Below are 20276 nucleotides of genomic sequence, written 5' to 3'. Positions count from 1 at the left end.
TCTGCAGCGGGTGCGGCTGTGCAGGTCAGCCGAGGCGGCAGACGCAGCCGCGGTCCAGGGCCGCGGCGGCGGTGGCCCGGCAGAACCGCGCACCGATCGGGTCGTGGGCGTCCATCGGGTGGGCGCAGGCGGGGCAGCCGAGCTCGTCGCCGGAGCGGACGGCGGGGGCCGGCATGGCCGGAGCGGCGGGCAGGAGGTACGCAGGAGCGGTCATGGCAGGAGCCTGACTCCGCCGACGGCGCGGCGAGGGTGCCCCGGGAGGGGATCGCCGTCCGGGACGGTTGTCCAGGACCGGCGAGGTGACCGTGGGCCCGACGCTACGCCGCCGCGCAGCCCGGGGCGCTCGCCTCCCCGTGGGAGAGGGCGCGTCCCAGCGGGAGTACGGCCTCCCCGCGACGGATCGGCGTAGCGTCCGGCCCCTGGAGCCGACCGGTTCTGCGTTGAGGAGTGGTCATGGTCGACAAGAACGCGTCCAAGAAATCCGGCTCGAGCATCAAGGAGAAGCGGGCGGCCAAGAAGGCGTCCGCGGAGACCAGTTCCGGCATGGAGAAGCTCACGCACGGCAAGAACTGAGCCCTCGCCCGGTTCCCCGGCTGGGGGACCGGGCGGTCAGCGGGATCAGGCCGACTGCTGGGCGGCCAGGTCGCGCAGCGCGGCGACGACCATCGCGTGGTCCTCGACCTGGGGCAGCCCGGAGACCACCACCACGCCCACCGGGCCCACGTCGCGCACCAGCAACGGGAAGCCCCCGCCGTGGGCCACGTACTGCTGCGGGTCCAGCCCGAACTGCTCCTCGAATGTCGTCCCGGCCTCGCGCGAGCGCTGGCCGACGTAGAGGGAGCTGTGCCCGAACCGGTGCACGGTGGCGGCCTTGCGGGCGATCCAGGCGTCGTTGTCCGGGGTCGCGCCGGTCATCGCCGCGTGGAAGAGCTGGTGGGAGTGCCGCGAGATCTCGATCGCCACCGGCAGCGCGTCGTCCCGGGCCCGCGCCACCAGCGCGGCGCCCAGCGCCCAGGCGTCGTCGTTGGTGAAGCTGCGCAGCTGCAGCTCCTCCTCCTGGGCGGCGAGCTCGGTCAGGGGCGGGAAGTCGCTCATGGTCAGACCTCCGTGACGTCGAACGTGCGGGTGGGGGTGACGTACTCGTCCTGGGCGGCGACCAGCAGGATCTCCCGGGAGCCGGCCTCCGCCGTCATCCGCAGCAGACCGAACACCGACGCGGCCGCCCGGGCCAGCGCATCGCCGGCCGAGCGGGTGTCCAGCCAGTGCGCCAGGAAGAGCGCGGCGATCGCGTCACCGGCGCCGTTGACCGACAGGTCCAGGCGCGGGGTGCGCACCCGGAAGTGCCGGCCGCCCTCCGACGCCAGCAGGTCGACCGCGTCGTCCGGGGTGTCCTCGGCGACCAGCGAGGTGGTCAGCACCACACGCGGGCCGAGCGCCTGGACGGCGGAGGCGGCGTCCTTGACCGACGCCAGCGACCGGGTCTCGGACTGGGAGAGCAGGTCCAGCTCGTAGTGGTTCGGGGTGACGATGTCCGCCGCCGGGACGGCGACCTCACGCATGAACTCCGGGATGCCGGGCCGGACGAACACCCCGCGCCCGACGTCGCCGATCACCGGGTCGCAGCACCAGACGGCCGCCGGGTTGGCCGCCCGCACCTTGGCCACCGAGCCGAGCACGGCGTGGCCGATGTCGGCCGATCCCAGGTATCCCGAGAGGACGGCGTCGCAGCTGCCGAGCACGCCGCGGTCCTCGATGCCCTGCACCACCTCGTCGACGGCCTGGCCGTCGAACACCCGGCCGGTCCACGCGCCGTAGCCGGTGTGGTTGGAGAACTGGACGGTGTGCACCGGCCAGACCTCGACGCCCAGCCGCTGCAGCGGGAACACCGCCGAGGCGTTGCCGGCGTGCCCGTAGGCGACGTGGGACTGGATCGACAGGACGTTCACCATGCGCCAGAACATCGCACACCGGCCGCCGGGGCGGGTCAGCCGCGGGGCCGGACCTCGCCCATCGGGCCCCAGCCGGCCAGGTCGGGGGAGTCGACGTACATGATCGACGGCGTCGCCGACACCCAGTCGGGCATCTTCGAGATCGCCTTGGTGAAGTGGTCGGAGGCGGTGTGCACCGCACCGGCCTCGGCGTCGCGGAACCCCTCCACGAGCACCCAGGTGTGCGGCTCCTCGACGCTGCGGGACCACTCGAAGAAGACGTTGCCCGGCTCCGCCCGGACCGCCTCGGTGAACTCCCGGACCAGCTCGGGCCAGCGCTCGTCGAACTCCGGACGGACGGGCCACTTCACCACGATGAGGATCACCGGATCAGCGTAGGTCGCTCGCCCGGGCCGTACCCACCGGTCGCATCCCACCCGATGGGACGCCGTTGACCGGCCCTCCCGTGCTGGGGTTCACTCTCTCGGACCAGTACCGGTAATTCTCGGAACTGGTCAGGTCACGCAGCAGCGCTGCTCGCGCACCGACCCGAGGAGAACGGGACACATGGGACGACGACGTCTGGGAGCCGGGGCAGCGATGCTCGGCATGGTCGCCACGGCGGGGGTGGTGGCGGCGCCGGCAGCCGGTGCCGCGCCGGCGACCGTGCACACGGCCGACTTCGAGCAGGACACCGGCGGCTGGTCCGGCCGCGGGACGGCGCAGGTCGCTCCCAGCACCGCCCAGGCGCGCAGCGGTGCGCAGAGCCTGGCGGTCACCGGCCGCACCGACACCTGGCACGGCCCGGCGCTGGACGCCGCCGCGCTGCTGCCGGCCGGCAGCTGGGAGGTCGAGGCGTGGGTGCGGCTCGCCGACACCACGCCGGAGCTGGAGACCGACGTCGTCACCATGAGCGCGGCGCGGACGCCCGCGGGCGGCTCCACCAGCTACGACACCGTGGCCTGGCAGGTCGCCGTCTCCGACAGCGCCTGGACCAGGGTCAGCGGCACCTACGAGTTCGGCACCAGCAACAGCGGTCTCGAGCTCTACCTGGAGAGCCCCGACGCGACCCAGGCCTTCTTCGTCGACGACGTGACGATCGCCGGCGAGGCGGCCGCGCCGGTCGAGCCCGGCACCCGGGTCGACCTGGCCACCGACTTCGAGAGCGGCACCGGCGGCTGGGGTCCCCGTGGGGACGCCCTGGTCAGCACCACCACGGCCGACGCGCACAGCGGGTCCACGAGCCTGCTGGCGACCAACCGGCTGCAGGCCTGGCAGGGGCCGGCCCTGGACGTCACCGACGGGCTGGCCGTCGGCGAGACCGTGCAGGCGTCGGTCTGGGCGAAGCTGGCGCCGGGACAGGCCCCGGCGTCGCTCAAGGTCTCCGTCCAGCGGGACCGGGCCGGTGCGACCACCGCCTACGAGGGCGTCTCCGGCGCCTCCGCCGTCGTCACCGCCGACGAGTGGACCCAGCTGCGGGGCACCTACACCCTCGGTGCGGCGATCGACACCGCGCAGGTGTACGTCGAGGGCGACGCGGGCGTCGACTTCCTGATCGACGACTTCGCCCTGACCGGCTTCGCCGAGACCCCGCTCCAGGACGTCCCCGGGCTCGCCGACGTGCTCGGCGAGGACGGCTTCGAGCACGTCGGCGTGGCAGTCGACCAGCGGGAGACCGTGGGCCGGCCCGCCCAGCTGGTGCAGCGGCACTTCGACGCGATCACCCCGGAGAACGACGGCAAGCCGGCCGAGATCCAGCCGGTGGAGGGCACCTTCACCTTCGGTGACCTGGACGCGCTGCTCGACTTCGCCGACGCCACCGGCACCGACGTCTACGGGCACGTGCTGGTCTGGCACAGCCAGACCCCGGACTGGTTCTTCCGCGACGGCGACCGCCCGCTGACGAACAGCCCGGCCGACCAGGCCCTGCTGCGTGCCCGGATGGAGGCGCACATCAAGGCGATCGCCGACCACGTCGACGCCCGGTACCCGGACGGCGACAGCCCCATCTGGGCCATGGACGTCGTCAACGAGGTCATCGCCGACGGCGACACCGCCAACCCGCACGACATGCGGGACAGCCGCTGGTTCCAGGTCCTCGGCGAGGGCTTCGTCGACGAGGCGTTCCGGCTGGCCGACCGGTACTTCCCGGACACCGCGCTGTTCATCAACGACTACAACACCGAGATGCCGACCAAGCGGGTCGACTACCTCGACCTGGTCTCCAGCCTGGTCGAGCGCGGCGTGCCGATCGACGGGGTGGGCCACCAGGCGCACGTCGACTTCGCCCGCCCGGTCGAGTGGCTGGACGACTCGCTGACCGCCGTGGAGGAGCTCAGCGCCCGCACCGGGACGCCGCTGCTGCAGGCGATCACCGAGCTGGACGTCAGCGACTCCAAGGAGAACAACGGCGCCGACGTCAGCAACGGCACCGTGCCGCAGCACTCGCCGGCGATGGCCGACCAGGACGCCGCCGAGACCGAGCTCGGCTACTACTACCGGGACCTGTTCGACATGCTGCGGGGCCACTCGGAGTCCATCGAGTCGGTCACCTTCTGGGGGATCAGCAACGGCCGCAGCTGGCTGCGCACCTGGCCGGCGGCCCGGCCGTGGGAGTCGCCGCTGCCCTTCGACGACGACCTGCAGGTCATGCCCGCCTACTGGGGCATCGTCGACCCGTCGCAGCTGGCGCCGCGTCCGGCCGACCAGCTCCCGCCGCGGATCGCCGGCGTCGACGACGTGGCCGCCGACTCCACCAGCCCCGCCGGCGCCCGGGTGCAGTACCCGCTGCCGGAGGCCGGGGACACCCGGGACGGCGCCGTGACGGCCACCTGCACGCCCCCGCCGGGGACGCTCTTCCCGATCGGCACGACCGAGGTGACCTGCACGGTCACCGACGCGGCGGGCAACACGTCGAACCCGAGCACCTTCGACGTGGTCGTCACCCCGCCCGCCACGGAGACCGAGCTGTACCAGCAGATCAACAACGGGCCGGTCGTGCGGGCGAACGCCAAGCAGACCGTCCAGCTGGTCGTGCAGTTCGGCAACCGGGGCCGGGGCGTGCTGCTGGGGGACTCGTTCGAGTACTCCTGCACCCAGACGGCAGGCCCGGCCCTGGCGCTGGACCTGGCGCCCGGGTCGGCCCGGCAGGTCGGCAACCGGGACTACCCGGCCGGCCAGAACGGCAACTTCACCCTGCGGGCCCGCCCCACGCAGGTCGGGCAGGCGACCTTCGACTGCACGATGTCGATGACCGACAGCCGGGGTGCCCCGGTGAGCAGCACGACGACGGTCACGATCGACGTCCGACGCTGACCATCGGCTGACCGCACAGAGCCCCCGCCCACCAACCGGTGGACGGGGGCTCTGCGCGTGCGGTGAGGTGCGTGCGGTGAGGTGCGTGCGGTGAGGTGTGTGCGGTGAGGTGCGTCCCGTGCTCAGCCGCGCGCGGCCGCCAGCTCCGCGGCGGTCGGCGGGTTCGCGCCGGCGCGGGTGCAGGCGAGGGCGGCGACCAGCGCCGCGTCGTCCAGCAGGGCGGTCAGCTCGGGCTCGGGCAGGTCGCGCAGCTGGACGGAGGTGAGCACGCCGGTGCGGGCCAGCCCGGCGAACAGCCCCGCGGCCAAGCTGTCACCGGCGCCCACGGTGTCGACCACGGTCACCGACGGGGGCTGCACCCGCAGCACCGCGCCGCCGGGGCGGGCCGCGCGCAGGGTGTCACCGCCGTCGGTGACGACCACCAGGGCGGGGCCCTCGGCAGCCCAGCGGGCGGCGGCCTCGTCCAGGTCCGCGCCGGGCTCCAGCCACGCCAGGTCCTCGGCGCTCACCTTCACCACGTCGGCGACCCGGCGCAGCTCGGTCACCTGGGCGCGCACCGCCTCGTCGTCGTCGATGAGGGTGGGGCGCACGTTGGGGTCGAAGCTGACCAGTGCGGTGCCCTCGCCGCGCACCCGGCGCACCAGGTCTGCGATGGCCAGTGAGCCCGGCCGGGTCCAGCTGGAGATCGACCCGATGTGCACGATCCGGGTGTCGGCCGGCCAGGCCGCCGCCAGCTCCGCGGCCGTCCACTGCCAGTCGGCGGCGCCCACGGTGTGGAAGGAGTAGCTCGCCGACCCCTGCTCGGCCAGCTCGACCACGGCCAGGCTCACCGGTTCGGGGGCGGTGAGCATCGCGTCGGTGGCGACGCCGTTGCCGGCCGCGTGCCCGCGCAGCAGCGCACCGAACGGGCCGGGGCCGACCCGGGACATCAGGTGCGTCGTCGCGCCGAGCCGGGCGGCCGCCACCGCGACGTTGAGCGCGTTGCCGCCGGGGAAGGCGGTGTACTGCGGCGGCGCGCCCGGAGTCGGGTCCCCGGAGGGGATCAGGTCGATGACGAGCTCGCCGCAGACGGTGATCACCGCCACACCGTAGCTGCGGCCCCGGGCGGGTCTCCGGGCGTCCTCGCCTGATCGGGTGGTCTGTGCGGCCATCGCTCAGCAACCGGGGCGGTCCTGCCGATGCACCGGGATCGGACGGTCCGTGCGGTGCGAGGAGGGGTGATGGCGCAGAGCTGGCTGACCGGGGCGGCGGCCGCCGGCCCGCTGCCGCCGACCAGCGAGGGGGTGCCCGGCGAGCTGCGTCGCGAGGTGCTCCGCGACGCCGGCGTGGTCGTGGCGCTCACGCTGTGCTGCCTGGCCGCCGGCGTCGTCTGGGACCTGCCGCAGCGGCTCTCCGGCTGGTCGCTGGAGACCGGTGTGCCGCTGGACCACGCGGTCTTCCTGCTCGCCGCCTCGCACCTGCTGATGATGGGGTTCGGCGCCCGCCGCGGCCGCCAGCTGAAGACCGAGGCCGCCGAGCACCGCCGGCTGGAGGCGCTGCTGCGCGACCAGGCCGACCACGACCCGCTGACCGGGCTGGCCACGCTCACCGCCTTCCTGACCGCACTCGACCGGCTCGAGCGGTCCGGCGCCGCCGCGGACGACGTCGCCGTGGTCCTGGTCGACATCGACCGGTTCACCGCCGTGAACGACACGCTCGGCCACGACGTGGGCAGCGGGCTGCTGGTCGCGGTGGCCGACCGGATCCGCGAGGTGATGCCCGCCGCCGGGGTGGCCGCCCGGACCGGCGGCGACGTCTTCGCCCTGCTCGTGCCCGACGCTCCGGCGGCCGTCGCCTCGGACGTCGTCGCGGCGCTCCGGCGGCCCTTCGCGGTGGGCGAGCTGGAGCTGGAGGTCGACCTGAGCGCCGGGCTGGCCCGCGGGCTCGGACCCGGGGGCGCCGACCTGGTCCGCCGGGCCGACGTGGCCCGCAGCACCGCGAAGCGGCAGGCGGCCGGGCTGGTGGTCTACTCCCCGGAGCTGGACACCTTCGACCCGGGACAGCTGGCCCTGCACGGTGACCTGCGACGCGCCATCCGCGAGGGCGCCCTGGAGGTGCACCACCAGCCGAAGGTGTGCCTGGCCGACGGGCGGGTCGTCGGGGTGGAGGCGCTGGTCCGCTGGCCGCACCCGCAGCTGGGCCTGCTGATGCCCGACCGGTTCATCGTGCTGGCCGAGCAGACCGGCCTGATCGCCCCGCTCACCGACCTGGTGCTGCGCCGGGCCCTGGCCGACGCACGGGGTTGGCGCGACCAGGGCCGGCGGCTGACCGTCGCGGTCAACGTCTCCGCGCGGCTGCTGCACGACCCGGAGCTGCCGGCCCGGGTGACCGCCGCGTTGCGTGCCGGGCGGTTGGCGCCGGAGGACCTGGAGCTGGAGATCACCGAGACCGCCGCGATGGAGGACCCCGAGCGGGCGATGACCGTGCTGGAGCAGCTGCGGCTGCTCGGCGTCCGGCTGTCCGTCGACGACTTCGGCACCGGGCACGCCTCGCTGGCCCACCTGTCCCGGCTGCCGGTGGACACGCTCAAGGTCGACCGCAGCTTCGTGGCCGGGCTGGGCACCGAGCCCGCCGCCCGGGCCATCGTGCGCAGCACCGTCGATCTGGGCCACGCCCTCAGCCTGACCGTGGTGGCCGAGGGCGTGGAGACCGCCGAGCAGTGGCACCAGCTCGCCGCGTGGGGCTGCGACCTGGCCCAGGGCTGGTGGCTGGCCCGGCCGGTGTCGGCCGCCGTCGTCCCGGCGGTGGCCGACGAGGTCGAGCGCCGGTGCGCGGAGCTCGAACCGCCGGCCGTCGTCGACGTGGCGTCGGTCGTGCCGGCTCAGCGGTCGTTCGGGTAGACCACGCCGAGCTGCTCGCGGGCCCCGTCGAGCAGCCGCATGGTGGCCAGCGAGTGCTCCAGCGGCATCACCGGGCTCTCGGTCAGCCCCTGCTGGAGGCAACGGGTGACCTCCCGCAGTTCGTGCACGTAGCCCGAGCCGATCAGCGGGAACTCCTCGGTGCGGACGGCGGCGTCGCCGACCTGCACGTCCAGCCGGGTGGGCCGGTAGACCGAGTCGGCGCCGTCGGTGCGGATCCAGCCGTCGCTGCCGCAGATCAGCGCGGTGTGCGGTGAGCGGGCCAGCAGGGACGTCGTCAGCTGGGCCTGGGCGCCGGAGTCCCAGCCGAGGGTGAGGGCGTTCTGCGCGTCGACCCCCTCGGGGGTGCGCGCGCCGGTGGCCCGCACCGAGTCGGGCAGCCCGAGGGTGCCCCAGGCCCACAGCAGCGGGTAGACGGCCAGGTCGAGCAGCGCACCACCGCCGTCGGCCAGGGCCCAGATCCGGGCCGTGAGGTCCAGCGGCGCGGGGAAGCCCACCTCCGCGGCGACCCAGTGCACCGTGCCGATCTCCCCGGAGGCGGCGATCTGCAGGGCGCGCTGATACGCCGGCAGGAACCGGGTCCAGACCGCCTCCATCAGGAACAGCCCCCGCTCCCGGGCCAGGTCGACGAGCTCCTGGGCCTCCCGGGCGTTGATCGTGACCGGCTTCTCGCAGAGCACCGACTTCCCGGCGGTGAGCGCCGCGCGGACCACGGCGGCGTGCTGGGCGTGCGGGGTGGCGACGTAGACGACCTCGACGGCCGGGTCGGCGAGCAGGGCGTCCAGCCCCGACCGCGCCTCGTCGTCGGCGTACCAGGACGCGAAGCCGAGCTGCTCGGCGAAGGCCTGCGCCCGCTCGGCGTGCCGGGAGCTGACCGCCTGCAGGACGGCGTCGGGCAGCAGCGCCAGGTCGGCGGTGACGGTGGCGGCGATCGCGCCGGTGGCCACCACGCCCCACCGGACCGGCCGCCCGGTCGGGGCCAGCGGGTCGGCGTCGAGGAGCTCCGGCCGGGCGATGAACGGCGAGGTGGGAGGCGCGAGGGTCATGCGGTCACGCTAGGGGAGGAGGTCCGACGTGCCGCTACCGTGCCTCCATGGCCGATGACGACCTGGTGGTCCAGCCGTGGCGCGCGGGCACGTGGACGACGCCACCGGTCGCGGCGACCGAGGAGGGGGCCGACCTGGTGGTCACCGCAGCGGAGGGCAGTGACGCCTGGCGGCACACCTCCTACGGCTTCGTGCACGACGACGCCCACGCGCTGCTGGGCCCGCTGGACGGCGCGGTCGAGGTCACGTTCGACGCCGACTTCGACCAGCAGTTCGACCAGGCCGGGCTGATGCTGCGGGCGGGTGCGGAGACCTGGCTCAAGGCCGGCGTCGAGTTCTCCGACGGCACGCCGCAGGTCGGTGCCGTGGTGACGCTGGGCCGCTCGGACTGGTCGGTGGCCCCGGTGTCGGACTGGGTCGGCCGCCGGGTCACCGTGCGGGCGAGCCGGGACGGCGACGCGGTGACGGTGCGGGCCCGGGTGGACGACGAGCCGTTCCGGCTGGTCCGGGTCGCCTGGTTCCCCCCGGACGCCGAGGTGCATGCCGGCCCGTACTGCTGCGCGCCCACCCGGGCCGGTCTCGCCGTCCGCTTCCGGCGCTGGGCGACCGGCCCCGCCGACGTCGCCCTGCACTGACCACCTCCCACTGGATGGCATCCGCGGCGACGCGGGCGGCCGGCGCTCGGCAGGATCGGGGAGTGACTGCCACCACCCCGTCCGACCCGACCGCGCTGCCGCTGGAGCAGAAGGCAGCCCTCCTCTCCGGGCAGGACTTCTGGTCCACCCCGCCGGTCGAGGCGGCCGGCCTGCCCTCGGTGGTGCTCACCGACGGCCCGCACGGCGTGCGCCGACAGGTGGGCGACCTCGACCAGATCGGCCTCATCGAGAGCGTGCCGGCCACCTGCTTCCCGCCGGCCGTCGCCGTGGGGTCCAGCTGGGACCCGGAGGTGGCCGAGCGGATCGGGGCGGCGATCGGGGTCGAGGCCCGCGCGATCGGCGTCCCCGTCGTCCTCGGGCCGGGGGTGAACATCAAGCGGTCGCCGCTGTGCGGCCGGAACTTCGAGTACTACTCCGAGGACCCGCTGCTGGCCGGGGTGCTCGGCGCCGCGCACGTCCGCGGCCAGCAGGGCGCGGGCGTGGGCGCGTCGGTGAAGCACTTCGCGGCCAACAACCAGGAGACCCAGCGCATGCAGGTCAGCGCCGACGTCGACGAGCGCACGCTGCGCGAGATCTACCTGCCGGCCTTCGAGCGGGTGGTCACCGAGGCCCAGCCGGCGACGGTGATGTGCGCCTACAACAAGGTGAACGGGGTCTACGCCTCCCAGCACCGCTGGCTGCTCACCGAGGTGCTGCGCGAGGAGTGGGGCTTCACCGGGGCCGTCGTCTCCGACTGGGGCGCGGTCGACGACCGGGTCGCCGCCCTGGAGGCAGGCCTGGACCTGCAGATGCCCGGTGACTCCGGCGCCGGCAACGCCCTGGTGGTGGACGCCGTGCGCGGCGGCCGGCTGGAGGAGGCCGTCGTCGACCGCAGCGTGCGCCGGGTCGCGGCGCTGGCCGGGTACGTCACCGAGCCGACCGACGGCTTCGACGCCGACGCCCACCACGCGCTGGCCCGCGAGCTCGCGACCGGCTGCGCGGTGCTGCTGAAGAACGACGGCGGCGCGCTGCCGCTGGCGCCCGGGCAGCGGCTCGCGGTGGTCGGCGAGTTCGCCCGGACCCCGCGGTTCCAGGGCGGCGGCAGCTCGCACGTCAACGCCACCCGGGTCGACGACGCCCTCACCGCGCTGCGGGCGACGCACCCGGACCTGGCGTTCGCCCCCGGCTTCACCCTCGACGGCGCCGGGGACGCCGCCGCGCTGCGGAACGAGGCCGTCGGCCTGGCCCGGGACGCCGACGTCACCGTGGTCTTCGCCGGGCTGGCCGAGGGCGACGAGTCCGAGGGCTTCGACCGCACGCACATCGGCCTGCCCGCCGCCCAGGTGGAACTGATCCGTGCCGTCGCCGCGGTCAGCCCGCGGACGGTCGTGGTCCTGTCCTCGGGGGGCGTGGTCTCCCTGGAGGGCTGGCACGACGACGTCGACGCCGTGCTCGCCGGCTTCCTGCTCGGCCAGGCCGGCGGCAGCGCGCTGGCCGACCTGCTCACCGGCGCCGCCGACCCGTCGGGCCGGCTGGCCGAGACCATCCCGCTGCGGCTGGCGGACACCCCGAGCTTCCTGGACTTCCCGGGGGAGCAGGGCCACGTCCGGTACGGCGAGGGCGTGATGGTCGGCTACCGCCAGTTCGTCACCGTCGACCGCCCGGTGCGGTACCCGTTCGGGCACGGGTTGAGCTACACGACGTTCGAGACGAGCGACCTGCAGGTGCGGGCCGTCGGCGACGACGCGGTCACGGTGACCATGACGGTGACCAACACCGGCGAGCGGGCCGGCCGGCACGTCGTGCAGGTCTACGTCGCGACCACCGCCGGACCGGTGCGGCGGCCCGCCCGCGAGCTGCGCGCCTTCACCAAGGTCTCGCTGGCGGCGGGGGAGTCGACGTCGGTGGCGTTCGAGCTGGACCGCCGGGCGTTCGCGTACTGGGACGTCCGGGAGCACGCCTGGGTCGTCGCTCCGGGGGAGCACACCGTGCAGATCGGCCGCAGCGCCACCGACGTCGTCGACGAGCGGACGATCGACCTCGCCGGGGACGTCGTCGTGCGGGAGCTGACCCTGCAGTCGTCGGTCGCCGAGTGGTTCGAGCACCCGGTCGCCGGCCCGCAGCTGCTGGAGGGCTTCCTGGCGACGATGCCCGAGGGCGCCGCGGAGATGCACGCGGGGATGCTGCAGATGATCGGGTCGATGCCGATGCGCCGGTTCGTGGCGGACTTCGGTGCGGAGATCCCCGTCGAGGAGCTCGAGCGGCTCATGGCGGCGGCCCGGGCCGCCCGGTGACCCGCTACGTCGCCCTGGGGAGCTCCTTCGCCGCCGGCCCGGGCATCGAGCCGATCCTGCACCCCGGCTGCGCGCGGTCGGGCCGCAACTACGCGCAGCTGGTCGCCGGGCGGCTCGGGTACGACCTGGTCGACGTCAGCTCGGGCGGGGCGACGATCGACGACGTCCTCACCCGACCGCAAGCGCTGCTGGCCGGCGGGACGGTGCCGCCGCAGATCGACGCCATCGACCTGGACACCGACCTGGTGACCGTCACCGTCGGTGGCAACGACGTCGAGTACCTGCTCACCCTGCTGCGTTGCTCCTTCCAGGCCGACCCGGAGGGCACGCCGCTGCCGGCCCGGGCGTTCTTCGGCACCCCGATCGACCCCGCCGCGGTGAGCACGGCACTGGCCGCGCTGCCGGACCGGTTGGCCCGGCTGGTCGAGGAGGTCCGCCGGCGGGCGCCCCGGGCGAGGGTGGTGCTCGTCGACTACCTCACCGTCGTGCCGGAGCAGGCAACGGCGGCCTTCCCGATGAACGAGGAGCACCGCCTGCTGTGCGCCGACGTCGGCCGGCGGCTGGAGGCGGCGGCCGCGGCGGCCGCGCGGGACAGCGGGGCCGAGCTGGTGGCGGCCTCGGCCGCCTCCCGCGAGCACGCCGTGGGCTCGGTCGAGCCGTGGGTCACCGGCTGGGTGTTCGGCGACCTGCTGGGCGGTGGGGTCGCGCCGTACCACCCGAACGCGGCCGGCATGCGGGCCGTCGCCGACCAGCTGGTCGAACAGCTGTCGGCCGACCGCGCGGGCTGACCGGCGGTTCGTCCCGGCGGGGGCGGGCAAGGAGGACGGGTCCGACCCGACCCCCGAGAGGAACACCGCCCCCATGCGCGGAGCAGTCCTGCACGCCCCCGGCGACGTCCGCGTCGAGCAGCTCGAGGACCCGCGGGTCGTGGAGCCCACCGACGCGGTGGTCCGGGCCTCCGCCACCTGTGTGTGCGGCTCGGACCTCTGGCCCTACCGCGGCATCAACGAGGTGACCGAGCCGTCCCCGATCGGTCACGAGTACTGCGGGATCGTCGAGGAGGTCGGCAGCGACGTCACCACCGTCCGGCCCGGCCAGTTCGTCATCGTGCCGTTCATCGCCTCGGACGGGACCTGCGCGCACTGCCGGGCCGGGTACCAGAGCGCGTGCGTGAACCGGGTGGGGATCACCGGTGCTCAGGCCGAGCTGCTGCGGGTGCCGCACGCCGACGGCACCCTCGTCGCCACCCCCGAGGTCCCCGCCCCCGAGCTGCTGCCCAGCCTGCTCACCCTCTCCGACGTCATGGCCACCGGCTGGTTCGCCGCCGTCGCCGCCGGGGTGCAGCCGGGGATGACCGTCGCGGTGGTGGGGGACGGCGCCGTCGGGCTGCTCGGCGTGCTGTCGGCCGCTCAGCTGGGGGCCGAGCGGATCATCGCCATGAGCCGGCACGAACCGCGGCAGCGGCTGGCCACCGGGTTCGGTGCCACCGACATCGTGACCGAGCGCGGCGACGAGGGGGTGGCGCGGATCCGGGACCTCACCGACGGGGTGGGGGCTGACGCCGTCCTCGAGTGCGTGGGCACGGCTGAGTCGATGGACCAGGCGATCCGCTCCACCCGCCCCGGTGGCGGCGTCGGGTTCGTCGGCGTCCCGCACGGCGTGGAGATCACCGGGCGGCAGCTGTTCTCCACGATGGTGCGGCTGCACGGCGGGCCCGCCCCGGTGCGCCGCTTCCTGCCCGACCTGATCGACCGGGTGTGGTCCGGGGCGATCGACCCGGGCCGGGTGTTCGACCTGACCCTGCCGCTGGACCAGGCCGCCGAGGGTTACCGCGCGATGGACGAGCGGCGCGCGGTCAAGGCACTGCTGACGCCCTGATCTCCGGCCCGCCGGCCGCCGTCGGGGCGTCTGCGGGTCGCCGGTCCGGCGGCAGGGTGGGCCGTCATCGGCGAGGATCGGCCGGTGACCGATCCCCAGCTCCCGCCCCTCGCCGTGACCGGGTCGACCGGACGGCTCGGCGGCCGGGTCGCCCGGCTGCTCGCCGACGCCGGGCTGCGCCAGCGCCTGCTGGTCCGCGACCCGGCCCGCGCACCGCAGCTGCCCGATACGACCGTCGCGACCGCGCCCTACGGCGACCGGGCGGCCGTCCGCGAGGCGCTGGCCGGCGTCGGCACGGTCTTCATGGTCTCCGGCAGCGAGTCCGCCGACCGGGTCGAGCAGCACCGCAGCTTCCTCGACGCGGCGGCCGACGCCGGGGTCGGGCACCTGGTCTACCTCTCCTTCCTCGGCGCCGCGCCGGACGCGACGTTCCTGCTGGCCCGCGACCACTGGGCCACCGAGGAGCACGCCCGCTCCCTGGGGCTGGCCACGACGTTCCTCCGGGACGGTCTCTACGCCGAGGACATGCCGGAGATGGCCGGCGAGGACGGCGTGATCCGCGGACCTGCCGGTGAGGGCCGGGCGTCGGTGGTGGCGCTGGACGACATCGCCGCCGTCGCCGCCCTGGTGCTGCAGGACCCGGTGTCGCATGCCGGGGCGAGCTACGACCTCACCGGCCCGGCGGCGCTCACCCTCGGCGAGATCGCCGAGACGATCACCGCCGTGACTGGCCGGCCGGTGCGCTACCAGCTCGAGACCGTGGCCGAGGCGCACGCCTCGCGGGCGCAGTTCGAGGCACCCGAGTGGCTGGTGGACGCCTGGGTCTCCACGTACACGGCGATCGCGGCGGGGGAGATGGCCCCGGTCAGCAGCGACGTCCCCGACCTGCTGGGCCGCCCGGCCACCCCGCTGGCCGAGGTGCTGCGGCGGATGACGACCACAACAGGATGAGCACGGCAGGATGAGCCGGTGACCTCCGCGCCGCACCTCGCCTCCCGGCTGCAGGGCTTCGGGACGACGGTCTTCGCCGAGATGAGCGCGCTGGCCGTCGCCACCGGTGCGATCAACCTGGGCCAGGGCTTCCCCGACGAGCCCGGCCCGGACGAGGTGCTCGACGTCGCCCGGGCGGCGATCGGCACCGGGCACGACCAGTACCCGCCGGGTCCCGGTCAGCCCGACCTGCGGGCCGCGATCGCGGAGCACCAGCAGCGGTTCCGGGGCCTGACCTACGACCCGGCCGACGAGGTGCTGGTCACCGCCGGGGCGACCGAGGCGCTGACCGCCGCGCTGCTGGGGCTGCTCGAGCCCGGCGACGAGGTGGTGCTCTTCGAGCCGATGTACGACAGCTACGCGGCCGCGGTCGCCATGGCCGGCGGGGTGCTCCGCCCGGTGCCGCTCCGCCCGCCGCCGGCATCCTCCGGCGAGGTCACCACGGGCCGGTGGACCTTCGACGAGGCCGAGCTGCGCGCGGCGGTGACCCCGCGGGCCCGGCTGCTGCTGCTCAACACCCCGCACAACCCGACCGGCAAGGTGTTCACCCGTGCCGAACTGGCCATGCTGGCGGAGGTGGCCGACGCCGCCGACCTGTTGGTGCTCACCGACGAGGTCTACGAGCACCTGGTCTTCGCCGGTGCCGAACACGTCTCGATCGCCACCCTGCCCGGCATGCGCGCGCGCACGCTGGTGGTCAGCAGCGGTGGCAAGACGTTCAACACCACCGGCTGGAAGACCGGCTGGGTCTGCGGCCCGGCGGCGCTGGTGTCGGCGGTGCGCACCGCGAAGCAGTACCTCACCTTCGTCAACGGCGGGCCGTTCCAACCGGCGATCGCCGCCGGGCTCCGGCTGCCCGACACGTACTTCACCGGGATGGCCGCCGAGCTCCAGCGCCGCCGGGACCTGCTGGTGACCGGGCTGGCCGACGCCGGGCTGCCGGTGGTGAGCCCCGAGGCCACCTACTTCGCCACCGTCGACGTCCGCCCACGGCAGCCCGACGGCGACGGCATCGCCTTCTGCCGGGCACTGCCCGGGCGCGCCGGGGTGGTCGCCGTCCCGACCGTGGTCTTCTACTCACCTGAGCACGCGGAGCTCGGTCGGCACCTGGTGCGGTTCGCGTTCTGCAAGCGGGACGAGGTGCTGGCCGAGGCGGCGCAGCGGTTGAGGAGGCTGTCGGTGGGGCGGGTGGGGGAGATGCGCACGTGAAGATCGCCGCGGTGCAGCACGACATCGTCTGGGAGGACCGGGACGCGAACTTCGCGCGGCTGGCCCCGCAGGTGGCCCGTGCGGTCGGTGCCGGGGCGGAGCTGGTGCTGCTCACCGAGACGTTCTCCACCGGTTTCTCGATGACCCCCGGGATCGGCGAGCCGGAGGGTGGGCCCTCGGCCCGGTTCCTGAGCAGCCAGGCCGCCGAGCACGGCGTCTGGGTGGCCGGCACCTGCCCGGAGATCGAGACCGGTGAGCAGTTGCCGCACAACTCCTTCGTCCTCGCCGGCCCGGACGGCACCACCCACCGCTACCGCAAGCTGCACCCCTTCGCCGACGAGCGGACCCGGTTCCGCTCCGGCACCGGCCCGGTCACCGTCGAGGTCGGCGGTCTGCGGATCACCCCGTTCATCTGCTACGACCTGCGCTTCGCCGACGTGTTCTGGGCCGCCGCCCCGGAGACCGACGTCTACCTTGTGCCGGCGAACTGGCCCAGCCCGCGCCGGCACCACTGGTCGGCGCTGCTGCAGGCCCGGGCGATCGAGAACCAGGCGTACGTGGTCGGCTGCAACCGGGTCGGCACGGCCGGCGACGGCACCGAGCACGCCGGGGACAGCCGGGTCATCAGCCCGATGGGCGAGTTGCTGGCGACCGCCTCCGGGGTGGAGACGATCGTGCTGGCCGACGTCGACGCCGCCGAGGTCGCCGCCACCCGCGACCGGTTCCGGTTCATCGCCGACCGCCGCGGTTGACCCCCGGTGAGGAGGCCGGGTCGTCAGAGCAGGCAGGCTGGAGGACCCTGGTACAGGTAGGTACCAGCTGGGACGACGAGATGTGCAGGAGCTAGAGGATGCCGCAGGGCACGGTCAAGTGGTTCAACGCCGAGAAGGGCTTCGGGTTCATCGAGCCCGACGACGGTGGGCAGGACGTGTTCGCGCACTTCTCCGCGATCGCCGACGACGGCGGCTTCCGCAGCCTGGACGAGGGGCAGCGGGTCGAGTACACCGCCAGCTCCGGCGACCGGGGCATGCAGGCCGACTCCATCCAGCCCCTGGGCGGCGGCGGTGGCCGGCCCGCCCGTGAGGAGCGCGGGCACCGCGACGACCCCCGGCAGGTCCGCGCGCCGCGGGCCCCCCGCAGTGGTGGCGGCGGCTCGGAGGGCACGGTCCGCTGGTTCAACGCCGAGAAGGGCTTCGGCTTCATCGAGCCCGACGAGGGCGGGGACGACGTGTTCGTGCACTTCTCCGCCATCGCCGACGACGGTGGCTACCGCAGCCTGGACGAGGGCCAGCGGGTCGAGTACACCGCCAGCCCCGGCCAGCGCGGCATGCAGGCCGACTCGGTCCAGCCGCTCGGCGGCGGCCGGGCACCCCAGCGCGAGGAGCGCGGCCGCCGGGACGCACCCGCCCCGCGCGGCGGGCGTGGCGGCTCCGAGGGCACGGTGCGGTTCTTCAACGCCGACAAGGGCTTCGGGTTCATCGAGCCCGACGAGGGCGGGGACGACGTGTTCGTCCACTTCTCCGCCATCGAGGACGACGGTGGCTACCGCAGCCTGGACGAGGGTCAGCGGGTGGAGTACACCGCCAGCCCCGGCCAGCGCGGCATGCAGGCCGACTCGGTCCGCCCGCTGGGCGGCGGCCGCCCGCCGGCCCGGTACGACGACCGGCGCGACGACCGGCCCCGCCGGGACGACCGCAGTGCGCGCGCTCCGCGGGCTCCCCGCGGTGGTGGGGCCGGCGGCCAGGGCACGGTGCGGTTCTTCAACGCCGAGAAGGGCTTCGGGTTCATCGAGCCCGACGGGGGCGGGGACGACGTGTTCGTGCACTTCTCCGCGATCGCCGACGACGGTGGCTACCGCAGCCTGGACGAGGGCCAGCGGGTCGAGTACACCGCCAGCGCCGGTGATCGCGGCATGCAGGCCGACTCCGTCCAGCCGCTCTGACACCCTCCCGCTGACCGCCGGGCACCCGCGGCGGTCAGCGGGACGGACGGCCCGCCGCCGACCCCGGGTGCGCCGTCGCGAACGAGGAGCACATGGTCACCGAGCCGGACCGCGGGACGCCGGAGGCACCGGCCTGGACGAGGAGCTACGCCGAGGGCGTCCCGGCCGAGGTCGAGGTCCCTCGGGAGACCGTGCCGGACCTGCTCACCGCGGCGGCGAAGCGGTTCCCCGACCGGCCGGCGCTGGAGTTCTTCGGCGCCACGACCAGCTATGCCGAGCTCCGGGACGCCGTCGCCCGCGCGGCCACGGTGCTGCACGACCTGGGGGTGCGACCGGGTGACCGGGTGGCTCTGGTGCTGCCCAACTGCCCACAGCACGTGGTCGCGTTCAACGCCGTCCTGCGGCTGGGTGCGGTCGTCGTCGAGCACAACCCGCTGTACACCCCCGAGGAGCTCGGCTCCCAGTTCCGCGACCACGGGGCCACCGTCGCGATCGCCTGGAACGTGGTCGCCCCCGTCGTCCAGGGACTGGACGCCCCCGAGCTGCGCGAGGTCCTCGCGGTCGACCTCAGCCGGGCGCTGCCGCTGGTCAAGCGGCTGGCGCTGCGGCTGCCGGTGCCCAAGGCCCGGGCCACCCGAGCGGCGATGACGAAGCCGGCTCCCGGGACGACGTCCTGGGACGCCGTGGTGGCCGGGGCGACCCCGCTGGACGACGCACACCCCGGTCCGGCGCACGAGGACGTGGCGCTGCTGCAGTACACCGGCGGCACGACCGGTGCGCCCAAGGCGGCGGTGCTCACCCACCGGAACCTGATCGCCAACGTGACCCAGTCCCTCGCCTGGGTGCCGCAGTTGCGGGCGGGCGAGGAGGTCTTCTACGGCGTCCTCCCGCTGTTCCACGCCTACGGCGTGCTGCTGTGCCTGGCCGCGGCCGTGCGCCTGGGTGCGGTGCTTGTGCTGTTCCCGCGCTTCGACGTCGACCAGGTGCTGGCCGCGGCCAAGAAGCGACCGCCGACGTTCTTCCCCGGGGTCCCGCCGATGTACCAGCGGCTGGCCGCTGCGGCCGAGGAGCGGGGCGTGGACCTGTCCGGCACCCGGGTGGCGATCTCCGGGGCGATGCCGCTGCCGCTGGAGACCGCCGAGCTGTGGGAGCGGGTGACCGGCGGGCTGGTCGTGGAGGGCTACGGGATGACCGAGGCCTCGCCCATCGTGATCGGCAACCCGGTGGGGCCGACCCGCCGGACCGGCACCGTCGGACTGCCGTTCCCGTCGACCCGGATGCGGGTGGTCGACCCCGAGGACCCGACCGTCGACCGAGCGCCGGGGGAGCGCGGCGAGCTGCTGGTGCAGGGCCCGCAGGTGTTCTCCGGGTACTGGAACCGGCCGGAGGAGACCGACGCCGTGCTGCTGCCCGGCGGCTGGCTGCGCACCGGCGACGTGGTCGAGGTGGACGACGACGGGTTCGTCCGGATCGTCGACCGGATCAAGGAACTGATCATCACCGGCGGCTTCAACGTCTACCCCTCCGAGGTCGAGGACGTGCTGAAGGCGGTCGACGGCATCACCGACGCCGCCGTCGTCGGCCTGCCCGGCAAGAACGGCGAGGACGTCGTCGCCGCGGTGGTGGTGGAACGCGAGCTGGACCTGGACGCCGTCCGGGAGTCGACCCGCGCGTCGCTGGCCGGCTACAAGGTGCCGCGGCGAATCGTGGCGGTCGACGACCTGCCCCGCTCCCAGATCGGCAAGGTGCTCCGCCGAGAGGTCCGCGACCAGCTGCTCGCGGACTAGTGGCGCTCACTCGGCGAGGTCGGTGACCGGTCCGGTACCGGGACCCGTCGACGCCTCAGCCAGTACTCCGCGGCCGCCCGCAGCGACCAGCCAACGGTCAGCACGACCACGTACACCCCGAACCGGGACCACCCCGTCAGCCAGACGATGAGCGCCCCCAGCAACACCAACGCGGCGTTGAACCCGAAGTCGACGGCCACGTCCCGGGCTCCATAGCGGCTCATCGCCCCGACGCTAGGTCACCGGACGGGTCCGTTCCACTGTCCGGCCGACCTGCCTCAGATCAAGGGCAGCCCGGCGGCGGTGAGCACGTCGCCGTTGGAGACCAGGCGGGGGCATGCCGAACGTGGCCTCG

Annotated in this window: 18 protein-coding genes; 11 read left to right on the top strand and 7 right to left on the bottom strand. The window is 74.6% G+C overall.

Going from position 1 to position 20276, the window contains the following annotated elements; all coding sequences use genetic code 11:
- Positions 1-25: 25 nt before the first annotated feature.
- The 4 genes from O2V63_RS09595 to O2V63_RS09580 all read right to left on the bottom strand — a co-directional run bounded on the left by O2V63_RS09595 (position 26) and on the right by O2V63_RS09580 (position 2314).
- Positions 26-214, bottom strand: coding sequence for an RGCVC family protein (locus O2V63_RS09595; protein WP_269167310.1), 189 nt, complete (start codon positions 212-214; stop codon positions 26-28).
- A gap of 404 nt (positions 215-618) precedes the next feature.
- Complete coding sequence (locus O2V63_RS09590; RefSeq protein ID WP_269167309.1) at positions 619-1095, bottom strand: heme-degrading domain-containing protein; 477 nt, start codon at positions 1093-1095, stop codon at positions 619-621.
- A 2-nt stretch (positions 1096-1097) separates the two neighbouring features.
- Entirely contained in the window at positions 1098-1949 is an 852-nt protein-coding gene (gene pdxY, locus O2V63_RS09585) for a pyridoxal kinase PdxY (protein WP_269167308.1), read from the bottom strand.
- A 35-nt stretch (positions 1950-1984) separates the two neighbouring features.
- On the bottom strand, positions 1985-2314 hold the full coding sequence (locus O2V63_RS09580; RefSeq protein WP_269167307.1) for a putative quinol monooxygenase: 330 nt from the start codon (positions 2312-2314) through the stop codon (positions 1985-1987).
- A gap of 181 nt (positions 2315-2495) precedes the next feature.
- On the opposite strand from O2V63_RS09580, the gene O2V63_RS09575 reads away from it, so the two are divergent.
- Complete coding sequence (locus O2V63_RS09575; protein WP_269167306.1) at positions 2496-5243, top strand: endo-1,4-beta-xylanase; 2748 nt, start codon at positions 2496-2498, stop codon at positions 5241-5243.
- Between the two features lie 122 nt (positions 5244-5365).
- Here O2V63_RS09575 and O2V63_RS09570 read toward each other — a convergent pair whose 3' ends face one another.
- Positions 5366-6322, bottom strand: coding sequence for a carbohydrate kinase family protein (locus tag O2V63_RS09570; RefSeq protein WP_269167305.1), 957 nt, complete (start codon positions 6320-6322; stop codon positions 5366-5368).
- Positions 6323-6463: 141 nt separating this feature from the next.
- On the opposite strand from O2V63_RS09570, the gene O2V63_RS09565 reads away from it, so the two are divergent.
- Complete coding sequence (locus tag O2V63_RS09565; RefSeq protein WP_269167304.1) at positions 6464-8122, top strand: putative bifunctional diguanylate cyclase/phosphodiesterase; 1659 nt, start codon at positions 6464-6466, stop codon at positions 8120-8122.
- Here O2V63_RS09565 and O2V63_RS09560 read toward each other — a convergent pair.
- The gene (locus tag O2V63_RS09560; protein ID WP_269167303.1) at positions 8104-9186 is read right to left on the bottom strand and encodes a Gfo/Idh/MocA family protein; all 1083 of its coding nucleotides are present in this window, start codon (positions 9184-9186) and stop codon (positions 8104-8106) included. The two genes, O2V63_RS09565 and O2V63_RS09560, sit on opposite strands and share 19 nt — an antisense overlap.
- 47 nt (positions 9187-9233) lie before the next feature.
- On the opposite strand from O2V63_RS09560, the gene O2V63_RS09555 reads away from it, so the two are divergent.
- The 9 genes from O2V63_RS09555 (at position 9234) to O2V63_RS09500 (ending at position 19921) form a co-directional block, all read left to right on the top strand.
- Complete coding sequence (locus O2V63_RS09555; RefSeq protein ID WP_269167302.1) at positions 9234-9821, top strand: DUF1349 domain-containing protein; 588 nt, start codon at positions 9234-9236, stop codon at positions 9819-9821.
- 62 nt (positions 9822-9883) lie between these two features.
- Positions 9884-12115, top strand: a complete 2232-nt coding sequence (locus O2V63_RS09550; protein WP_269167301.1) for a glycoside hydrolase family 3 C-terminal domain-containing protein — start codon at positions 9884-9886, stop codon at positions 12113-12115.
- Positions 12112-12903 carry an SGNH/GDSL hydrolase family protein gene (locus O2V63_RS09545; RefSeq protein ID WP_269167300.1) on the top strand — a complete coding sequence of 264 codons (792 nt, stop codon included), beginning with the start codon at positions 12112-12114 and terminating at the stop codon, positions 12901-12903. The genes O2V63_RS09550 and O2V63_RS09545 overlap by 4 nt, the downstream gene beginning before the upstream one ends.
- A gap of 73 nt (positions 12904-12976) precedes the next feature.
- Positions 12977-13993 (top strand): zinc-dependent alcohol dehydrogenase family protein, encoded by a 1017-nt coding sequence (locus tag O2V63_RS09540; RefSeq protein ID WP_269167299.1) that lies wholly within the window; start codon positions 12977-12979, stop codon positions 13991-13993.
- A gap of 84 nt (positions 13994-14077) precedes the next feature.
- The gene (locus O2V63_RS09535) at positions 14078-14944 is read left to right on the top strand and encodes an SDR family oxidoreductase (protein WP_269167298.1); all 867 of its coding nucleotides are present in this window, start codon (positions 14078-14080) and stop codon (positions 14942-14944) included.
- A gap of 18 nt (positions 14945-14962) precedes the next feature.
- Positions 14963-16192: a pyridoxal phosphate-dependent aminotransferase gene (locus O2V63_RS09530; protein WP_269167297.1), complete on the top strand. Its 1230-nt coding sequence runs from the start codon at positions 14963-14965 to the stop codon at positions 16190-16192.
- Entirely contained in the window at positions 16189-16944 is a 756-nt protein-coding gene (locus O2V63_RS09525) for a nitrilase-related carbon-nitrogen hydrolase (protein ID WP_269167296.1), read from the top strand. Before O2V63_RS09530 ends, O2V63_RS09525 begins: the two co-directional genes overlap by 4 nt.
- Before the next feature lie 98 nt (positions 16945-17042).
- Positions 17043-18134 (top strand): cold-shock protein, encoded by a 1092-nt coding sequence (locus tag O2V63_RS20810; protein ID WP_442929011.1) that lies wholly within the window; start codon positions 17043-17045, stop codon positions 18132-18134.
- A gap of 92 nt (positions 18135-18226) precedes the next feature.
- Positions 18227-19921, top strand: a complete 1695-nt coding sequence (locus O2V63_RS09500) for a long-chain-fatty-acid--CoA ligase (protein ID WP_269167295.1) — start codon at positions 18227-18229, stop codon at positions 19919-19921.
- Here the strand turns inward: O2V63_RS09500 and O2V63_RS09495 are convergent.
- Entirely contained in the window at positions 19918-20145 is a 228-nt protein-coding gene (locus tag O2V63_RS09495; RefSeq protein WP_269167294.1) for a hypothetical protein, read from the bottom strand. The two genes, O2V63_RS09500 and O2V63_RS09495, sit on opposite strands and share 4 nt — an antisense overlap.
- Positions 20146-20276 lie beyond the last annotated feature (131 nt).

Origin of the sequence: Modestobacter sp. VKM Ac-2977 (genome assembly GCF_026968045.1) — a bacterium.
GTDB lineage: Bacteria > Actinomycetota > Actinomycetes > Mycobacteriales > Geodermatophilaceae > Modestobacter.
The sequence above is the reverse complement of the archived record's forward strand: the minus strand, read 5'-3'. Positions and strand labels throughout refer to the sequence as shown.